18 protein-coding genes and 1 tRNA gene are annotated in these 13662 nt (G+C 37.3%); 16 read left to right on the top strand and 3 right to left on the bottom strand.

The features are described from left to right. Nucleotides 1–59 precede the first annotated feature (59 nt). Both atpD and HMPREF9423_RS07130 read left to right on the top strand, forming a co-directional pair. The gene (gene atpD / locus HMPREF9423_RS07135; RefSeq protein WP_004253325.1) at nucleotides 60–1466 is read left to right on the top strand and encodes a F0F1 ATP synthase subunit beta; all 1407 of its coding nucleotides are present in this window, start codon (nucleotides 60–62) and stop codon (nucleotides 1464–1466) included. Between the two features lie 10 nt (nucleotides 1467–1476). Further along, nucleotides 1477–1896: a F0F1 ATP synthase subunit epsilon gene (locus HMPREF9423_RS07130; protein WP_006148659.1), complete on the top strand. Its 420-nt coding sequence runs from the start codon at nucleotides 1477–1479 to the stop codon at nucleotides 1894–1896. A gap of 42 nt (nucleotides 1897–1938) precedes the next feature. On the opposite strand, the gene HMPREF9423_RS07125 is transcribed toward HMPREF9423_RS07130, so the two are convergent. Continuing rightward, entirely contained in the window at nucleotides 1939–2952 is a 1014-nt protein-coding gene (locus HMPREF9423_RS07125; RefSeq protein ID WP_006155695.1) for a lactonase family protein, read from the bottom strand. Nucleotides 2953–3139: 187 nt separating this feature from the next. Here HMPREF9423_RS07125 and HMPREF9423_RS07120 point away from each other — a divergent pair, with 187 nt between their 5' ends. From HMPREF9423_RS07120 to HMPREF9423_RS07105, 4 genes are all read left to right on the top strand, one after another. Continuing rightward, on the top strand, nucleotides 3140–4303 hold the full coding sequence (locus tag HMPREF9423_RS07120) for an AI-2E family transporter (RefSeq protein WP_006148657.1): 1164 nt from the start codon (nucleotides 3140–3142) through the stop codon (nucleotides 4301–4303). Continuing rightward, nucleotides 4293–5525 (top strand): tetratricopeptide repeat protein, encoded by a 1233-nt coding sequence (locus HMPREF9423_RS07115; protein WP_006148656.1) that lies wholly within the window; start codon nucleotides 4293–4295, stop codon nucleotides 5523–5525. The genes HMPREF9423_RS07120 and HMPREF9423_RS07115 overlap by 11 nt, the downstream gene beginning before the upstream one ends. Before the next feature lie 170 nt (nucleotides 5526–5695). Next, complete coding sequence (locus tag HMPREF9423_RS07110) at nucleotides 5696–6532, top strand: DegV family protein (RefSeq protein WP_006148655.1); 837 nt, start codon at nucleotides 5696–5698, stop codon at nucleotides 6530–6532. A 107-nt stretch (nucleotides 6533–6639) separates the two neighbouring features. Then, on the top strand, nucleotides 6640–6915 hold the full coding sequence (locus HMPREF9423_RS07105; protein ID WP_004253345.1) for an HU family DNA-binding protein: 276 nt from the start codon (nucleotides 6640–6642) through the stop codon (nucleotides 6913–6915). A 199-nt stretch (nucleotides 6916–7114) separates the two neighbouring features. Here HMPREF9423_RS07105 and HMPREF9423_RS07100 read toward each other — a convergent pair whose 3' ends face one another. Next, nucleotides 7115–7357 carry a type B 50S ribosomal protein L31 gene (locus tag HMPREF9423_RS07100; protein ID WP_004253349.1) on the bottom strand — a complete coding sequence of 81 codons (243 nt, stop codon included), beginning with the start codon at nucleotides 7355–7357 and terminating at the stop codon, nucleotides 7115–7117. A 92-nt stretch (nucleotides 7358–7449) separates the two neighbouring features. Then, nucleotides 7450–8388, bottom strand: coding sequence for a DHH family phosphoesterase (locus HMPREF9423_RS07095; protein ID WP_006148653.1), 939 nt, complete (start codon nucleotides 8386–8388; stop codon nucleotides 7450–7452). Between the two features lie 103 nt (nucleotides 8389–8491). Here HMPREF9423_RS07095 and HMPREF9423_RS07090 point away from each other — a divergent pair, with 103 nt between their 5' ends. The 10 genes from HMPREF9423_RS07090 to HMPREF9423_RS07045 all read left to right on the top strand — a co-directional run bounded on the left by HMPREF9423_RS07090 (nucleotide 8492) and on the right by HMPREF9423_RS07045 (nucleotide 13629). Further along, entirely contained in the window at nucleotides 8492–8935 is a 444-nt protein-coding gene (locus HMPREF9423_RS07090) for a flavodoxin (protein ID WP_006148652.1), read from the top strand. 114 nt (nucleotides 8936–9049) lie between these two features. Further along, nucleotides 9050–9316, top strand: coding sequence for a chorismate mutase (locus HMPREF9423_RS07085; RefSeq protein WP_006148651.1), 267 nt, complete (start codon nucleotides 9050–9052; stop codon nucleotides 9314–9316). Then, nucleotides 9313–9687 (top strand): fluoride efflux transporter CrcB, encoded by a 375-nt coding sequence (gene crcB / locus HMPREF9423_RS07080; RefSeq protein WP_006148650.1) that lies wholly within the window; start codon nucleotides 9313–9315, stop codon nucleotides 9685–9687. The genes HMPREF9423_RS07085 and crcB (HMPREF9423_RS07080) overlap by 4 nt, the downstream gene beginning before the upstream one ends. Beyond that, on the top strand, nucleotides 9681–10010 hold the full coding sequence (gene crcB / locus HMPREF9423_RS07075; protein WP_006148649.1) for a fluoride efflux transporter CrcB: 330 nt from the start codon (nucleotides 9681–9683) through the stop codon (nucleotides 10008–10010). Before crcB (HMPREF9423_RS07080) ends, crcB (HMPREF9423_RS07075) begins: the two co-directional genes overlap by 7 nt. 118 nt (nucleotides 10011–10128) lie before the next feature. Continuing rightward, nucleotides 10129–10476: a 50S ribosomal protein L19 gene (gene rplS, locus HMPREF9423_RS07070; protein ID WP_001068670.1), complete on the top strand. Its 348-nt coding sequence runs from the start codon at nucleotides 10129–10131 to the stop codon at nucleotides 10474–10476. Between the two features lie 43 nt (nucleotides 10477–10519). Continuing rightward, nucleotides 10520–10591: transfer RNA gene (locus HMPREF9423_RS07065), tRNA-Arg, on the top strand. A 114-nt stretch (nucleotides 10592–10705) separates the two neighbouring features. Next, nucleotides 10706–11365, top strand: coding sequence for a hypothetical protein (locus HMPREF9423_RS07060; RefSeq protein ID WP_006148648.1), 660 nt, complete (start codon nucleotides 10706–10708; stop codon nucleotides 11363–11365). Between the two features lie 97 nt (nucleotides 11366–11462). Further along, a complete protein-coding gene (locus HMPREF9423_RS07055) occupies nucleotides 11463–12131 on the top strand; it encodes a hypothetical protein (RefSeq protein WP_006155694.1) in 669 nt (222 codons plus the stop codon). An 81-nt stretch (nucleotides 12132–12212) separates the two neighbouring features. Further along, entirely contained in the window at nucleotides 12213–12887 is a 675-nt protein-coding gene (locus tag HMPREF9423_RS07050; protein ID WP_006148646.1) for a hypothetical protein, read from the top strand. Between the two features lie 70 nt (nucleotides 12888–12957). Beyond that, entirely contained in the window at nucleotides 12958–13629 is a 672-nt protein-coding gene (locus HMPREF9423_RS07045) for a hypothetical protein (RefSeq protein ID WP_006148645.1), read from the top strand. Nucleotides 13630–13662 lie beyond the last annotated feature (33 nt).

Raw genomic sequence — 13662 nt, 5'->3', positions numbered from 1 at the left:
GTATTAGGACCTAGTTGAGCTAGGAACCGACAGTATCTTATACAGAATAGGAGAAGTAGATGAGTTCAGGTAAAATTGCTCAGGTTATCGGTCCCGTTGTAGACGTTATGTTTGCAGCAGGTGAGAAACTACCAGAGATTAATAATGCACTTGTCGTCTACAAAAATGACGAAAGAAAAACAAAAATCGTCCTTGAAGTAGCCTTGGAGTTGGGAGATGGTATGATTCGTACCATCGCTATGGAATCAACTGATGGCTTGACCCGTGGTTTGGAAGTATTGGACACAGGCCGTCCAATCTCAGTACCAGTTGGGAAAGAAACTCTAGGACGTGTCTTCAACGTTTTGGGAGATACCATTGACTTGGAAGCTCCTTTTGGTGAAGATGCAGAGCGTCAGCCAATTCATAAAAAAGCACCAACTTTTGATGAATTGTCTACCTCTTCAGAAATTCTAGAAACAGGGATCAAAGTTATCGACCTTCTTGCCCCTTACCTTAAAGGTGGTAAGGTCGGACTCTTCGGTGGTGCCGGAGTTGGTAAGACCGTTTTGATCCAAGAATTGATTCACAACATCGCCCAAGAACACGGTGGGATCTCAGTATTTACTGGTGTTGGGGAACGTACTCGTGAAGGGAACGACCTCTACTGGGAAATGAAAGAATCAGGCGTTATCGAAAAAACAGCCATGGTATTTGGTCAAATGAATGAGCCACCAGGAGCACGTATGCGTGTTGCCCTTACTGGTTTGACAATCGCTGAGTACTTTCGTGATGTAGAAGGTCAAGACGTTCTTCTCTTCATTGACAACATTTTCCGTTTCACACAAGCTGGTTCAGAAGTATCTGCCCTTTTGGGTCGTATGCCTTCAGCCGTTGGTTATCAACCAACCCTCGCAACAGAAATGGGTCAATTGCAAGAACGTATCACGTCAACCAAGAAGGGTTCTGTAACCTCTATCCAGGCCATTTACGTGCCAGCGGATGACTATACTGACCCAGCGCCAGCAACAGCTTTTGCTCACTTGGACTCAACAACTAACTTGGAACGTAAATTGGTTCAATTGGGGATTTACCCAGCCGTTGACCCCCTTGCTTCAAGCTCACGTGCCTTGGCACCTGAAATTGTTGGAGAAGAGCACTATGCAGTAGCTGCTGAAGTGAAACGTGTTCTCCAACGTTACCATGAGTTGCAAGATATTATTGCCATCCTTGGTATGGATGAACTTTCTGATGAAGAAAAGACTTTGGTTGCTCGTGCACGCCGTATTCAGTTCTTCTTGTCACAAAACTTCAACGTTGCGGAACAATTTACAGGTCAACCAGGTTCTTATGTTCCAGTAGCTGAAACTGTTCGTGGCTTCAAGGAAATTCTCGACGGTAAACACGATCACCTTCCAGAAGATGCCTTCCGTGGAGTAGGATCAATCGAAGATGTTATTGCTAAGGCTGAAAAAATGGGATTTTAAGAGGTGATCTATGGCACATTTAACTGTCCAGATCGTGACACCAGATGGCCTCGTCTATGATCACCATGCCAGCTTTGTATCGGTACGAACTCTGGATGGTGAGATGGGGATCTTGCCACGACATGAAAATATGATTGCGGTTCTAGCAGTTGATGAAGTAAAGGTTAAACGCATCGATGATGATACTCATGTGAACTGGATTGCAGTAAACGGAGGAATCATTGAGATTGCTAATAATGTTATTACCATTATTGCTGACTCAGCTGAACGTGCGCGCGATATTGATGTTAGTCGTGCAGAACGTGCTAAACTTCGTGCAGAACGTGAAATCGAAGAAGCACAAGACAAACACTTAATCGACCAAGAGCGCCGTGCTAAAATTGCATTGCAACGTGCTATTAACCGTATCAATGTCGGAAATAAATTATAAAATAAAAAATGAACTTGTAAAACAAGTTCATTTTTTTATGCCCTATTTATTGAAACTTATGCAGACTGCTTCAGGAACATGAAATTCATTAGAGAGTTCTGCCAGTCTACCAGTTTCAGGATTGCGCTTAAAGACAGTCGCGTTATCAGAATCCTGGTGAACAGCGATAAGGAATTCTTGGTCAGGTGACAAATCAAAATCACGTGGATTTTTCCCATTGGTTGGAACAATCTCTAATAATTCCAAGCTTCCATCTGCTAAAATGCTATAAACAGCGATAGAATTATGGCCTCGGTTAGAAGCGTAGAGGAATTTGCCATCTTTAGAAAGACGAATAGCCGCAGTACCATTAAAACCACTATAGTCATCTGGTAAGGTTGAAATGACCTGCATTTGTTCAAATTCTCCAACTCCATCGTAAATCAATACTTCAATCGTACTGTTGAGTTCACAGATGAGATAAGCAATCTTGTAGTGGTGATGGAAAACAAGGTGACGAGCACCAGCGCCGGGATTACAATTATAAGTTGCTAGTTTCGTCAACTTTCCTTCTAGATCGACATCATAGGTAATGACCTCGTCAGTACCCAAGTCACAAGTTACCAAATATTGGTCTGGTGTTAAATCGGTGTAGTGTACGTGGGGAGAAGCTTGGTTTTCATGTGGACCATGGCCAGTGTGTTGAACTTTGTCTGCCAATTCAAGACAGCCATCTTCTTTACGTTTATAGACTAGGACTTGACCTTTATGATAGTTAGCGCCGTAGACTAGACTCCGTGTCTCATCGACTGCAACATAGCAGTGAGGAGCACCTTCTTCAACGACGTGATTCAGGAGGACACCATCAGTTCTGTATGCTGCGATTCCACCTTTGTCATCATGGCTTCCGACAGTATAGAGATGCTGATGCTGATCAAAGGCTAAATAGGTTGGACTTGGCTCGGTTGCAAATAGTTCTAGATTTGAGAGTTTGCCAGTCTCAGTATCAAAATCAGCCTTGTAAATCCCTTGAGAAATACGTCGTGTATAGGTTCCAAAATATACTATTTCTTTCATATTCATACCTCTAGAAAAAGATAATTCAATTATAACATAAAAAGGCCTGCTTGATGAAAAATCTAAGTCAGTCAAACAGCTCTTCCCTTGTCAAGAAGACAAATTTATCCCTTCCTAAAAGACTATAAAATACCCTTATTTTTATTAAAACATGGTATAATGTTAGGACAAAGGAAAGGAAGAAAAAATGGAACAAAAAGAGAAACACTTTACCTTATCTTGGTTTTTTAAATGGTTTTTAGACAATAAAGCGATCACTGTTTTTTTGGTGACCTTGTTATTAGGTCTCAATATTTTTATTCTCAGTAAAATTAGCTTTTTATTTTTCCCAGTTATAGACTTTTTATCAGTAGTAATGTTGCCGGTTATCTTATCGGGTCTACTTTTTTACCTCTTAAATCCACTAGTAGATCTGATGGAGAAGTACAAGATTAACCGTGTCTTAGCCATCAGTATTATCTTTATCATTATTGCCATTCTCTTGATTATTGGACTAGCCGTTGCCATTCCAAACCTTCAACGTCAAGTAGTAATTTTTGCGCAAAATGTCCCAAGTTATCTCGAGGATGCTGATAGAGTCATTGGTGACCTTGTAACCAAGCGTTTGCCAGATGACTTTAGACCCCAACTGGAGCAAGTTTTAGCTAATTTTTCAACACAGGCAACTGCTTGGGCAAGTAATATTTCTTCTAAGGCTGTTAACTGGGTGAGTGCTCTTATCAGTGGAACGTCACAGGTCATTGTCGCTCTGATCATCATGCCATTTATGCTCTTTTATCTCCTTCGAGACGGAAAAGGACTTAGAGACTATATTACTCAATTCTTACCAAATAAATTGAGAGAACCAGTTGGTAAGGTTCTTTCAGAAGTCAATCAACAACTTTCCAATTATGTTCGAGGGCAAATTACAGTGGCTGTAATCGTAGCTATCATGTTTATTATCTTCTTTAAGATTATTGGACTTCGTTATGCTGTTACTTTAGGTATTACAGCCGGTTTTCTCAATTTAGTTCCTTATCTAGGTAGTTTTCTTGCAATGATTCCAGCTCTTGTTTTGGGTTTGATTGCTGGTCCTGTTATGCTCTTAAAAGTTATTATCGTTTTCATTGTAGAGCAAACTATTGAAGGACGTTTTGTTTCTCCACTGATTTTGGGTAGTCAATTAAATATTCACCCAATTACTATTCTTTTTGTACTGTTAACTTCAGGATCCATGTTTGGTATTTGGGGTGTATTGCTAGGTATTCCAATCTACGCTTCCGCAAAAGTGGTCATCTCAGCGATTTTTGATTGGTATAAAGGAGTTAGTGGACTTTATGAACCAGTAGAGGAGACTGAAGGTGAACAATAGTCAACAAATGCTCGAAGCCTTGGAGCAACAAGATTTATCAAAAGCAGAATCTTTTTTCCAAAAAGCCCTAGATGAAGATTCAGATGAAGTTCTTCTTGAACTTGCTGCATATCTCGAAGGGATTGGTTTCTATCCACAGGCAGCACAAATCTATGAGAAACTAGCACCGAAATTTCCAGAAGTCTACATCAATCTAGCTGCAATAGCTGGTGAGGATGGATTGATTGAGGAGGCTTTTGATTATTTAGAGAATATTGGTCCGGAAAGTGAATGGTACGTATCAGCTCTTGCCTTAAAAGCAGATTTATATCAAATGGAAGGATTGACAGATGTTGCTCGTGAGAAGCTTCTAGAAGCTCGTAGCTACTCTGATGACCCTCTCCTAATATTTGGACTAGCTGAGCTAGATAGCGAGCTAGGAAACGATTTAGAAGCCATTAAAGGCTATGCTCAATTAGATAATCGAGTTATCTACGATCAAACTGGAATTTCGACCTATCAGAGAATTGGTCTTGCTTATGCACGTTTAGGTAAGTTTGAATCTGCAATAGAATTTTTAGAAAAAGCCTTAGAATTAGAATATGATGACCAAACAGCCTTTGAGCTTGCAAGTCTCTATTTTGACCAAGAAGACTACCAGAAAGCCGTACTATACTTTAAACAACTAGACACTATTTCTCCAGATTTTGAGGGTTATGAGTATGGTTACAGTCAAGCACTGCATAAGGAGCATCAGACTGAAGAGGCTCTTAAAATAGCTCAACAGGGCTTGTCAAAAAATCCTTTTGAAACTCGACTCTTACTCCTTGCATCTCAGTTGTCTTATGAGTTGCATCAACCTGAGCAAGCAGAAGCTTATCTGATTCAAGCACAAGAGAATGCTGATGACCAGGAAGAAATTTTGCTACGCTTAGCTACCATCTACCAAGAACAAGAAAGATACGAAGATATTCTAGCTTTAGCAGTCTATGAACCTGAAAACCTCTTGACTAAATGGATGATTGCTCGAAGCTATCAAGAAACTGAAGAATTAGATGTGGCCTATGAACACTATAAGGAACTTGTTACTGAACTCAAGGATAATCCAGAGTTTTTGGAACAGTTTATTTATTTGTTAAGAGAGTTAGGTAAGCTAGAAGAAGCAAAAGACTACATTCAATCCTATCTACAATTAGTACCCGATGATTTACAAATGCAAGATTTGTATGATTATTTATCTTAAATACAAAAGATAATCACCAAGCAAAGGTGATTTTCTTTTTTTATTAAAAAGAAGTATAAATTGCTTTAAATTTAGGTGGATTGAGTATGAACTTTTAGTATTTTTTTGATATAATTGTTATAGTTATAAGTTGAATAATCAACAATAGTAAAAATAGAAAGATTGGCAAAATGACAAAAGTAAAAATTGTAACGGATTCTTCGGTTACTATTGAACCAGAAGTGGTTAAAGAATTTGATATTACTGTTGTTCCACTATCTGTAATGATTGATAGTGTCCTTTATTCAGATGCAGATCTCGAAGAAGGAGAATTTCTTCGCTTGATGCAAGCTAGTAAAAATCTTCCTAAGACTAGTCAACCACCAGTGGGACTCTTTGCAGAAGTTTTTGATGATTTGGGTAAGGATGGTAGTCAGATTCTAGCTATTCACATGTCCCATGCTTTATCAGGGACTGTTGAAGCGGCTCGTCAAGGAGCAAGTTTATCAACAGCAGATGTCACTGTTTTGGATAGTTCATTCACAGATCAGGCCTTGAAGTTCCAAGTTGTGGAAGCTGCTAAACTATCTCAAGAAGGAAAAGACCTTGAAACTATTCTAACGCATGTAGAGGACGTAAAAAATCACACTGAACTCTACATCGGTGTTTCAACTTTAGAAAATCTTGTAAAAGGTGGTCGCATTGGCCGCGTTACTGGTTTGTTGAGCTCTTTACTTAATATTCGAGTAGTTATGCAAATGAAAGACCATGAGCTTCAACCGATTGTTAAAGGACGTGGTTCAAAAACCTTTAAGAAATGGTTGGATGAGTTAGTAGCCACTATTTCAAATCGTTCAGTAGCCGAGATTGGTATTTCTTATGCAGGTACAAATGAGTTTGCAAACGAGATGAAAGCTGTTCTACAACCTTACGTTGAAAAACCAATTTCAGTTCTAGAAACAGGCTCAATTATCCAAACTCACACCGGAGAAAACGCCTGGGCGATCTTAATTCGCTATAATTCCTAAAAAAATGAAGAAAAATCAATAAAAACGTGTTTTTGACTTGACCTAAAAGCAATTTTAGGTTATGATTATAAGTGTTAATTAGAAATAATTTTGGAGGATTCATTAACATGGCAAACAAACAAGATTTGATCGCTAAAGTAGCAGAAGCTACAGAATTGACTAAGAAAGATTCAGCAGCAGCAGTTGACGCTGTATTCGCAGCTGTAACTGAATTCCTTTCAGCTGGTGAAAAAGTTCAATTGATCGGTTTTGGTAACTTCGAAGTTCGTAAACGTGCAGCTCGTAAAGGTCGCAACCCACAAACTGGTAAAGAAATCAAAATCAAAGCTTCTAAAGTTCCAGCATTCAAAGCTGGTAAAGCTCTTAAAGAAGCCGTTAAATAATGATTTTATAAAAAGTCTGTCATATTAAGTGACAGGCTTTTTTGTTTGTAGGGAGCATGAAAGTAGTAGGGGAAGTTAAAATAGTACTTCTAGTCGAACTACATTTGAAAAACTTATCGATGATACTCATGAAAGCAACAAAAAAACAACTCCGAATCGAAGTTGTTTTCGTTTAACCGTATACAAGTGATGCGGTTGATTATTTGAGACCGTATTTTTTGTTGAAACGATCCACGCGTCCATCTGCTTGAGTGAACTTTTGACGTCCAGTGTAGAATGGGTGTGAGTCTGATGAAATTTCCACACGGATCAATGGGTAAGTTTCGCCTTCGAACTCAACAGTTTCGCTAGAGCGTTTTGTTGAACCGCTAAGAAATTTGTAACCAGTAGTTGTGTCCATGAAGACAACTGGGCGATATTCTGGATGGATATCTTTTTTCATTTTGCAATATTTCCTTTCTGCCATGGTCTCTTTGCGAGCCATAGATTGTTACCATACTAGTCTATCAGATTCTGAAAAGTTTGGCAAGCTTTTTATCTATTTTTCAGCAAGTTTTTTAATTTTTGGTAGATGAGCTCATTCTCTTCTAAACTATATGAATTTGCTCCGCTAGCAAGAGGATGGCCACCGCCATCATGTTCTTTTGCAACTTCATTGATTGGGACAAATTTACTGCGAAGACGTACGCGGTAGTGACCATCTGCTTGCTCCACAAAGATTCCCCAAAGGCTAACAGTATCAATACGGCCTGGAGCTCCAACGATGGCTGCTGTTTCTGCATCAGTAACCTCGTATTTTTTCAAGATTTCTTGGGTGAGAATAACACGAGCAGCACCATTTTCATCAACTTCTAAGTGGTCATAAACATAACCCTGGAGTTTGGCAATCTTAAAACTCATAGTATCCATTTTACGAGTTAATTCAGCGTAGTCAAAGTTATGTTTTCTGAGTTGACTTGCGATACGAAGCGTGCGTGCAGAAGTAGAAGGGTAGAGAAAACGGCCGGTATCACCAATAATTCCAGCGCAGAGCATTTTAGCAGCGTAGTCGGATAATTCTAAGTTAGTTGCTTCAGAAAAAAGAGCAATCATTTCACTCGCACTACTAGAGTTCGTATCTACCCAAACAAGATCGCCGTAGACTTCGTCATTTGGATGGTGGTCAATTTTGATAATAGTCTCAGCCTTAGTGTATCGTTTATCATCAATACGTGCTGTGTTTGCTGTATCACAGATAATGGCCAGTGCACCTTGATAGTCTGTGTCCTCTACCTGATCCATTTTAGCAAGCCAAGTTAAGGTTGGTTCATTAAAACCAACTACTTTTATCGTTTTTTCTGGAAAATGATGCTCAAGCAAGGCTTTTAAACCTACCTGACTCCCCAGAGCGTCAGGGTCTGGTTTCATATGACGGTGAATGATAATAGTATCATATTCTTTAATTTTTTCTAAAATTTGGTGACAAATTTCCATAATGAACCTCAATTCTTTCTCATTTCATTTTAGCACAAGAGTTTTTATTTTTAAAATCAAAAAGATGTGATATAATGGAGAAAGATTAATTGAGGAGGACCTTATGGCATTAGCAAAAATTGTATTTGCCAGTATGACCGGTAATACTGAAGAAATCGCTGATATTGTAGCAGATAAATTAAGAGAATGTGGATTAGATGTCGATGTTGATGAGTGTACAACCGTTGACGCTTCTGACTTTTTAGAAGCAGACATCGCCATTGTCGCAACCTATACCTACGGAGATGGAGAATTACCAGATGAGATGATGGACTTCTACGAAGATCTAGCAGACCTCAACTTGAGCGGTAAAATCTATGGTGTAGTCGGATCTGGTGATACTTTCTACGATGAATTCTGTAAAGCAGTTGATGACTTCGACCGAGTATTTATCGCCACTGGAGCTGAAAAGGGTTCAGAGTGCGTTAAAGTTGACCTTTCTGCCGAGGAAGAAGATATTGAACGCTTGGAGCAATTCGCTGAAGAATTAGCTGCTAAAGTAGGATAAGCATGAAGTGCACTGATGAAAATTGTCAGTGCAGTTTTTATTAAACAGGATTAGGACTTTACTAGCCTATTTAGTGCTTTTTTGGTACAATAGTTCAATTAAAAAGGAGACTCTATGGATTTAGATAATATTCGACAAGAAATCGATAAAATCGATGACCAGATCGTTCAACTTTTAGAAGAGAGGATGCATTTAGTTGAAGGAGTAGTCGCCTATAAAAAAGCTTCAGGAAAACCTATTCTAGATACTAAAAGAGAAGAAGTTATCTTTGAGAAAGTCAAAAGTCGTGTAGGCAATAAAAAATACGAAGATACAATTGTTGAGACTTTTTCAGATATTCTCAAACGTTCACGTGATTATCAGGATAAAACGATCAAATGAATAAAGAAAAATTTTACCCTCTAGGAATCTTTCTAGCTGGTATGCTGGGAGGAATTGTGCGTTTTCAGATTTCGAGATGGTTGCCATCTAGTCCAGACTTCCCATGGGGAACACTAGTAGTCAACTATTTAGGAATTTTTTGCCTTGTCTACCTTGTAAAAGGTTATCTGGTTTATAAGGGAAGTAGTAAAGGCACTATTCTAGCGCTTGGAACAGGATTCTGTGGCGGCTTAACGACATTTTCTAGTCTCCTATTAGATGCTGTGAAATTGTTGGACACAGGGCGGTACCTTAGTTTGGTGACCTATTTGCTTTTGAGCATCGGTGGTGGGCTTCTATTTGCTTATTGTCTAGGGAGGAAGAAATGGTAGTATTTTATCTAGCACTTGCTTGTGGATTTGGTGCTCTTGTTCGTTATTTCTTTTCCCGTTATAATCAGGGTTCAGTACTGCCTCTAGGAACTCTCATAGCCAATATTCTTGGCTGTTTTCTGATTGGCTTATTTTATAATCATGTGGAATCAAAAGAAGTCTATCTTATTCTTGCAACTGGTTTTTGTGGTGGTTTGACTACTTTCTCAACTTTGAATGATGAACTCCAAAGACTGATCAATGACAAGAAGGCATTTTATAGTTATTTATTATTAACCTACTTGCTTGGTTTTCTTGCAATTTTTTTGGGAATTTTGCTTTAAATTTCTTTACTTTTTCTAGGAAATTTGATAAACTGTATCTTGTGTGTAATGGACGCACAAAAATACAGTTTATCCGCTGAGGAAGTTTCCTCAAGATTGACAAAGATAGGAGAATAAAATGAATCCATTAATCCAAAGCTTGACTGAAGGTCAACTTCGTACAGATATCCCTTCATTCCGTCCTGGTGACACTGTTCGTGTACACGCGAAAGTTGTCGAAGGAAACCGTGAACGTGTTCAGATCTTTGAAGGTGTTGTTATTGCACGTAAAGGTGCTGGCATCTCAGAAAACTACACAGTTCGTAAAATCTCTAACGGTGTAGGTGTTGAACGTATCTTCCCAATCCACACTCCACGTGTTGAAAAAATCGAAGTTGTTCGTTACGGTAAAGTACGTCGTGCGAAATTGTACTACTTGCGTGCTCTTCAAGGTAAGGCAGCTCGTATCAAAGAAATCCGTCGTTAATTCGATGAAAAAAACTCTGCTCATTCGGCAGGGTTTTTCTCTAGCTCCCTTAGTTCAATGGATATAACAACTCCCTCCTAAGGAGTAGTTGCAGGTTCGATTCCTGCAGGGAGCGAAACTAGTCACAAAAACACTGGATAACCAGTGTTTTTTCTTTGACCAAATTTTGAAGCATTCATAAGATATCCATGGTGTGGTATAATGGACGTAGAATGTTTAGGAGAATGAAATGAAAAAAGGATTATTTTGGCTTATTAGTGTAATGCTAATAATCTTAACACTTTTTGCACTGAATGGATGTGGTTTAGTTGGTGAAACCATTCCAAAAAACAGGACAAAAGAACAATACAAATTTGAAAAAACCTTTGAACCCATGTTTAAATTTTTGGAGCAAGAAAAGAAAGAATTTACTGGGATAGAAGCATATCAAAGTAGTGTTTATATAAAAACTGGAGACGACGTAAAGAATTATGAAGTTGACCTAGATACTAATAAAGCTGACATTAAAGGTAAGTACAAAATAATAGCTGGGGAAAACAAAGAAACAGTTCCTGTCACATACTCTAGTGGGACGTTGCATTATGAATCAGATACAGACCCATTATTTGATGAAGGGATTCTTAACTTAGCGGTTTCAAGAGATTATTTCGCTTCCTTGGATGTGAAAGAGACTTTTGATAGCATTGAAACAGAGCTTCGTGAAATCATCTACCAACCAGAAAATCACTCTAAACTTTATAAATACCTAAAAAATAAGTATGATCTACCAGAAGATACCAACTGTAGAGTAAGAATTAAACACTCCAGTGGAGGTATTTATCGAACTTCTATACAAATGAAATCAATGACTAAGTCAATTCAAATAGATTTAAGAATATTTGAAAACTAGGGAGGAGACTCGATGAATGGAATCGAAAAGAGTAATCGATGGATTAGAAGGTAATGCTATTGATAATACAATATAAATGGTACTTAGGGATAGAAATATGAAAAATCATAAACACTTATTTTGGCTTATTAGTGTAATGCTAATGTTTTTGACACTTTTTGCACTAAATGGATGTAGTTTGGGTGGAGAAACCATTCCCAAAAACAGGACAAAGAAGCAGTACGAATTCGAAAAAACGTTTGAACCCATGTTTAAATTTTTAGAACAAGACAAGAAGGATTTTACGGGACTAAAGATATACATTAGTAGAGTCTATATAAAAACTGAAGATGGAGTCAAAAAATACGAAGTGGACTTAGATATTAATCAAGCTGACATTAAAGGTGATTACACAATAACACATGGGGAGAATAAAGAAACTGTTCCTGTTACATATTCTAATGGCAAGTTAAATTATGAGTCTGAGATAAATCCTTTATTTGATGAGGAAATTTTCAATTTAGTTGTTAAAAGAGATTATTTTACTTCATTAGGTGTAAAAGAAACTTTTAAGAGCGCAGAGACAGAACTTCGTGAGATTGTATACCAGCCAGAACAAAACTCTGACCTCTATAAACATCTGAAAAGTAAATATGATTTACCAGAAGAAACGACATGTATAGTAGTAATAAATCATTCAAGCTCAACTATATATAGAGCTACTATACAACTAGAATCGAATCAGAAGATTGTACAAATAAGTAACGTTATTTTTGCAAAAGAATGAGGTTTTTATGAACGGAATCGAAAAGAGTAATCGTCTGGTTGAAAGGTAAAGCAATATAAATTCTAGTTAGGGATACAAAATATGAAAAATCATAAATACTTATTTTGGGTTGTTAGTGTAATGCTAATGTTTTTGACACTTTTTGCACTAAACGGATGTAGTTTGGGTGGTGAAACCATTCCCAAAAACAGGACAAAGGAGCAGTACGAATTCGAAAAAACCTTTGAGCCTATGTTTAAATTTTTGGAGCAAGATAAGAAGGAGTTTACGGGATTAAAGTCATACACTAGTGATGTTTATATAAAAAAACAAGCTGAAGTCAAAAACTACGAAGTGGACTTAGATATTAATCAAGCTGACATTAAAGGTGATTACACAATAACACGTGGTGACACTAAAGAGACAGTTCCTATTACTTACTCTAATGGTAAGTTAAATTACGAGTCAGAGATAGATCCTTTATTTGATGAAGAAATTCTTAATTTAGTGGTTTCAAGAGATTATTTCGCTTCCTTAGATGTGAAAAAGACTTTTAAGAGCGCTGAAACTGAATTGAGTGATATTATCTACGAGTCAGAAAATCAATCAGAGTTATATAAAAAAATAGTGGAAAAGTATAATCTTCCATCTGACACAAAACTTTCAGTTAGTCTTGGATATGCGTATTATGACAGATACGATATACTACTAAGTTTAGAATCTGAAGAAAAATTGGTTCAAATCAGTGCTGCAATTTATTTAGCGAAAGGAAAGTAATTTTTTGAATCCGATCAAAAAGATTGTAAGCTAAAAATAGCACTAATTTCAAAATTGGAGAAATTTTTACATGAAAAATCATAAATACTTATTTTGGGTTGTCAGTGTAATGCTGATGTTTTTGACACTTTTTGCACTGAGTGGATGTAGTTTGGGTGGTGAAACCATTCCCAAAAACAGAACAAAAGAACAGTACGAATTTGAAAAAACGTTTGATCCTATATTTAAATTTTTAGAACAAGACAAGAAGGACTTTACGGGATTAAAGGCTTATATTTGTGATGTTTATATAAAAGCTGGAACTCAAGTACAGGATTATGAGATTGATTTAGATATTACTGAATCAGCCATTAAGGGTGACTATACAATAAAAACCGGAGATAAAAAAGAATCGGTTCCTGTTACATACTCAAATGGGAAGTTAAATTATGGGTCGGAGGTAACTCCTTTATATGATGAAGAAATTCTTAATTTAGTAGTACAAAGAGATTATTTTGCTTCTTTGGATATAAAAGAAACCTTTAAGAGCGCTGAAACTGAATTGAGTGATATTATCTACGAGTCAGAAAATCAATCTGACCTCTATAAATATCTTAAAAATAAGTACGATATGCCAGATGATACAACCTGTCGAATAATAGTTAGCTATTCTAGTTATACAATTTATGGTATTACAATTCAGATGAATTCGAAAGATAAGACAGTTCAGTTGGATTTAACTATATTTAAACAAAAGGGATGATAGTTTATGAACGAAATCGAAAAGAGCAATCGT

The sequence above is a fragment of the Streptococcus infantis ATCC 700779 genome (genome assembly GCF_000187465.1).
Taxonomy (GTDB): domain Bacteria; phylum Bacillota; class Bacilli; order Lactobacillales; family Streptococcaceae; genus Streptococcus; species Streptococcus infantis.
The sequence above is the reverse complement of the archived record's forward strand: the minus strand, read 5'-3'. Positions and strand labels throughout refer to the sequence as shown.

What these genes read in the sequence shown, in the direction of transcription:
- atpD (WP_004253325.1), top strand. Translation starts at nt 60, where the DNA reads ATGAGTTCAGGTAAAATTGCTCAGGTTATCGGTCCCGTTGTAGACGTT.
- HMPREF9423_RS07130 (WP_006148659.1), top strand. Translation starts at nt 1,477, where the DNA reads ATGGCACATTTAACTGTCCAGATCGTGACACCAGATGGCCTCGTCTAT.
- HMPREF9423_RS07125 (WP_006155695.1), bottom strand. Translation starts at nt 2,952, where the DNA reads ATGAAAGAAATAGTATATTTTGGAACCTATACACGACGTATTTCTCAA.
- HMPREF9423_RS07120 (WP_006148657.1), top strand. Translation starts at nt 3,140, where the DNA reads ATGGAACAAAAAGAGAAACACTTTACCTTATCTTGGTTTTTTAAATGG.
- HMPREF9423_RS07110 (WP_006148655.1), top strand. Translation starts at nt 5,696, where the DNA reads ATGACAAAAGTAAAAATTGTAACGGATTCTTCGGTTACTATTGAACCA.
- HMPREF9423_RS07105 (WP_004253345.1), top strand. Translation starts at nt 6,640, where the DNA reads ATGGCAAACAAACAAGATTTGATCGCTAAAGTAGCAGAAGCTACAGAA.
- HMPREF9423_RS07100 (WP_004253349.1), bottom strand. Translation starts at nt 7,357, where the DNA reads ATGAAAAAAGATATCCATCCAGAATATCGCCCAGTTGTCTTCATGGAC.
- HMPREF9423_RS07095 (WP_006148653.1), bottom strand. Translation starts at nt 8,388, where the DNA reads ATGGAAATTTGTCACCAAATTTTAGAAAAAATTAAAGAATATGATACT.
- HMPREF9423_RS07090 (WP_006148652.1), top strand. Translation starts at nt 8,492, where the DNA reads ATGGCATTAGCAAAAATTGTATTTGCCAGTATGACCGGTAATACTGAA.
- HMPREF9423_RS07085 (WP_006148651.1), top strand. Translation starts at nt 9,050, where the DNA reads ATGGATTTAGATAATATTCGACAAGAAATCGATAAAATCGATGACCAG.
- crcB (WP_006148650.1), top strand. Translation starts at nt 9,313, where the DNA reads ATGAATAAAGAAAAATTTTACCCTCTAGGAATCTTTCTAGCTGGTATG.
- crcB (WP_006148649.1), top strand. Translation starts at nt 9,681, where the DNA reads ATGGTAGTATTTTATCTAGCACTTGCTTGTGGATTTGGTGCTCTTGTT.
- rplS (WP_001068670.1), top strand. Translation starts at nt 10,129, where the DNA reads ATGAATCCATTAATCCAAAGCTTGACTGAAGGTCAACTTCGTACAGAT.
- HMPREF9423_RS07060 (WP_006148648.1), top strand. Translation starts at nt 10,706, where the DNA reads ATGAAAAAAGGATTATTTTGGCTTATTAGTGTAATGCTAATAATCTTA.
- HMPREF9423_RS07055 (WP_006155694.1), top strand. Translation starts at nt 11,463, where the DNA reads ATGAAAAATCATAAACACTTATTTTGGCTTATTAGTGTAATGCTAATG.
- HMPREF9423_RS07050 (WP_006148646.1), top strand. Translation starts at nt 12,213, where the DNA reads ATGAAAAATCATAAATACTTATTTTGGGTTGTTAGTGTAATGCTAATG.
- HMPREF9423_RS07045 (WP_006148645.1), top strand. Translation starts at nt 12,958, where the DNA reads ATGAAAAATCATAAATACTTATTTTGGGTTGTCAGTGTAATGCTGATG.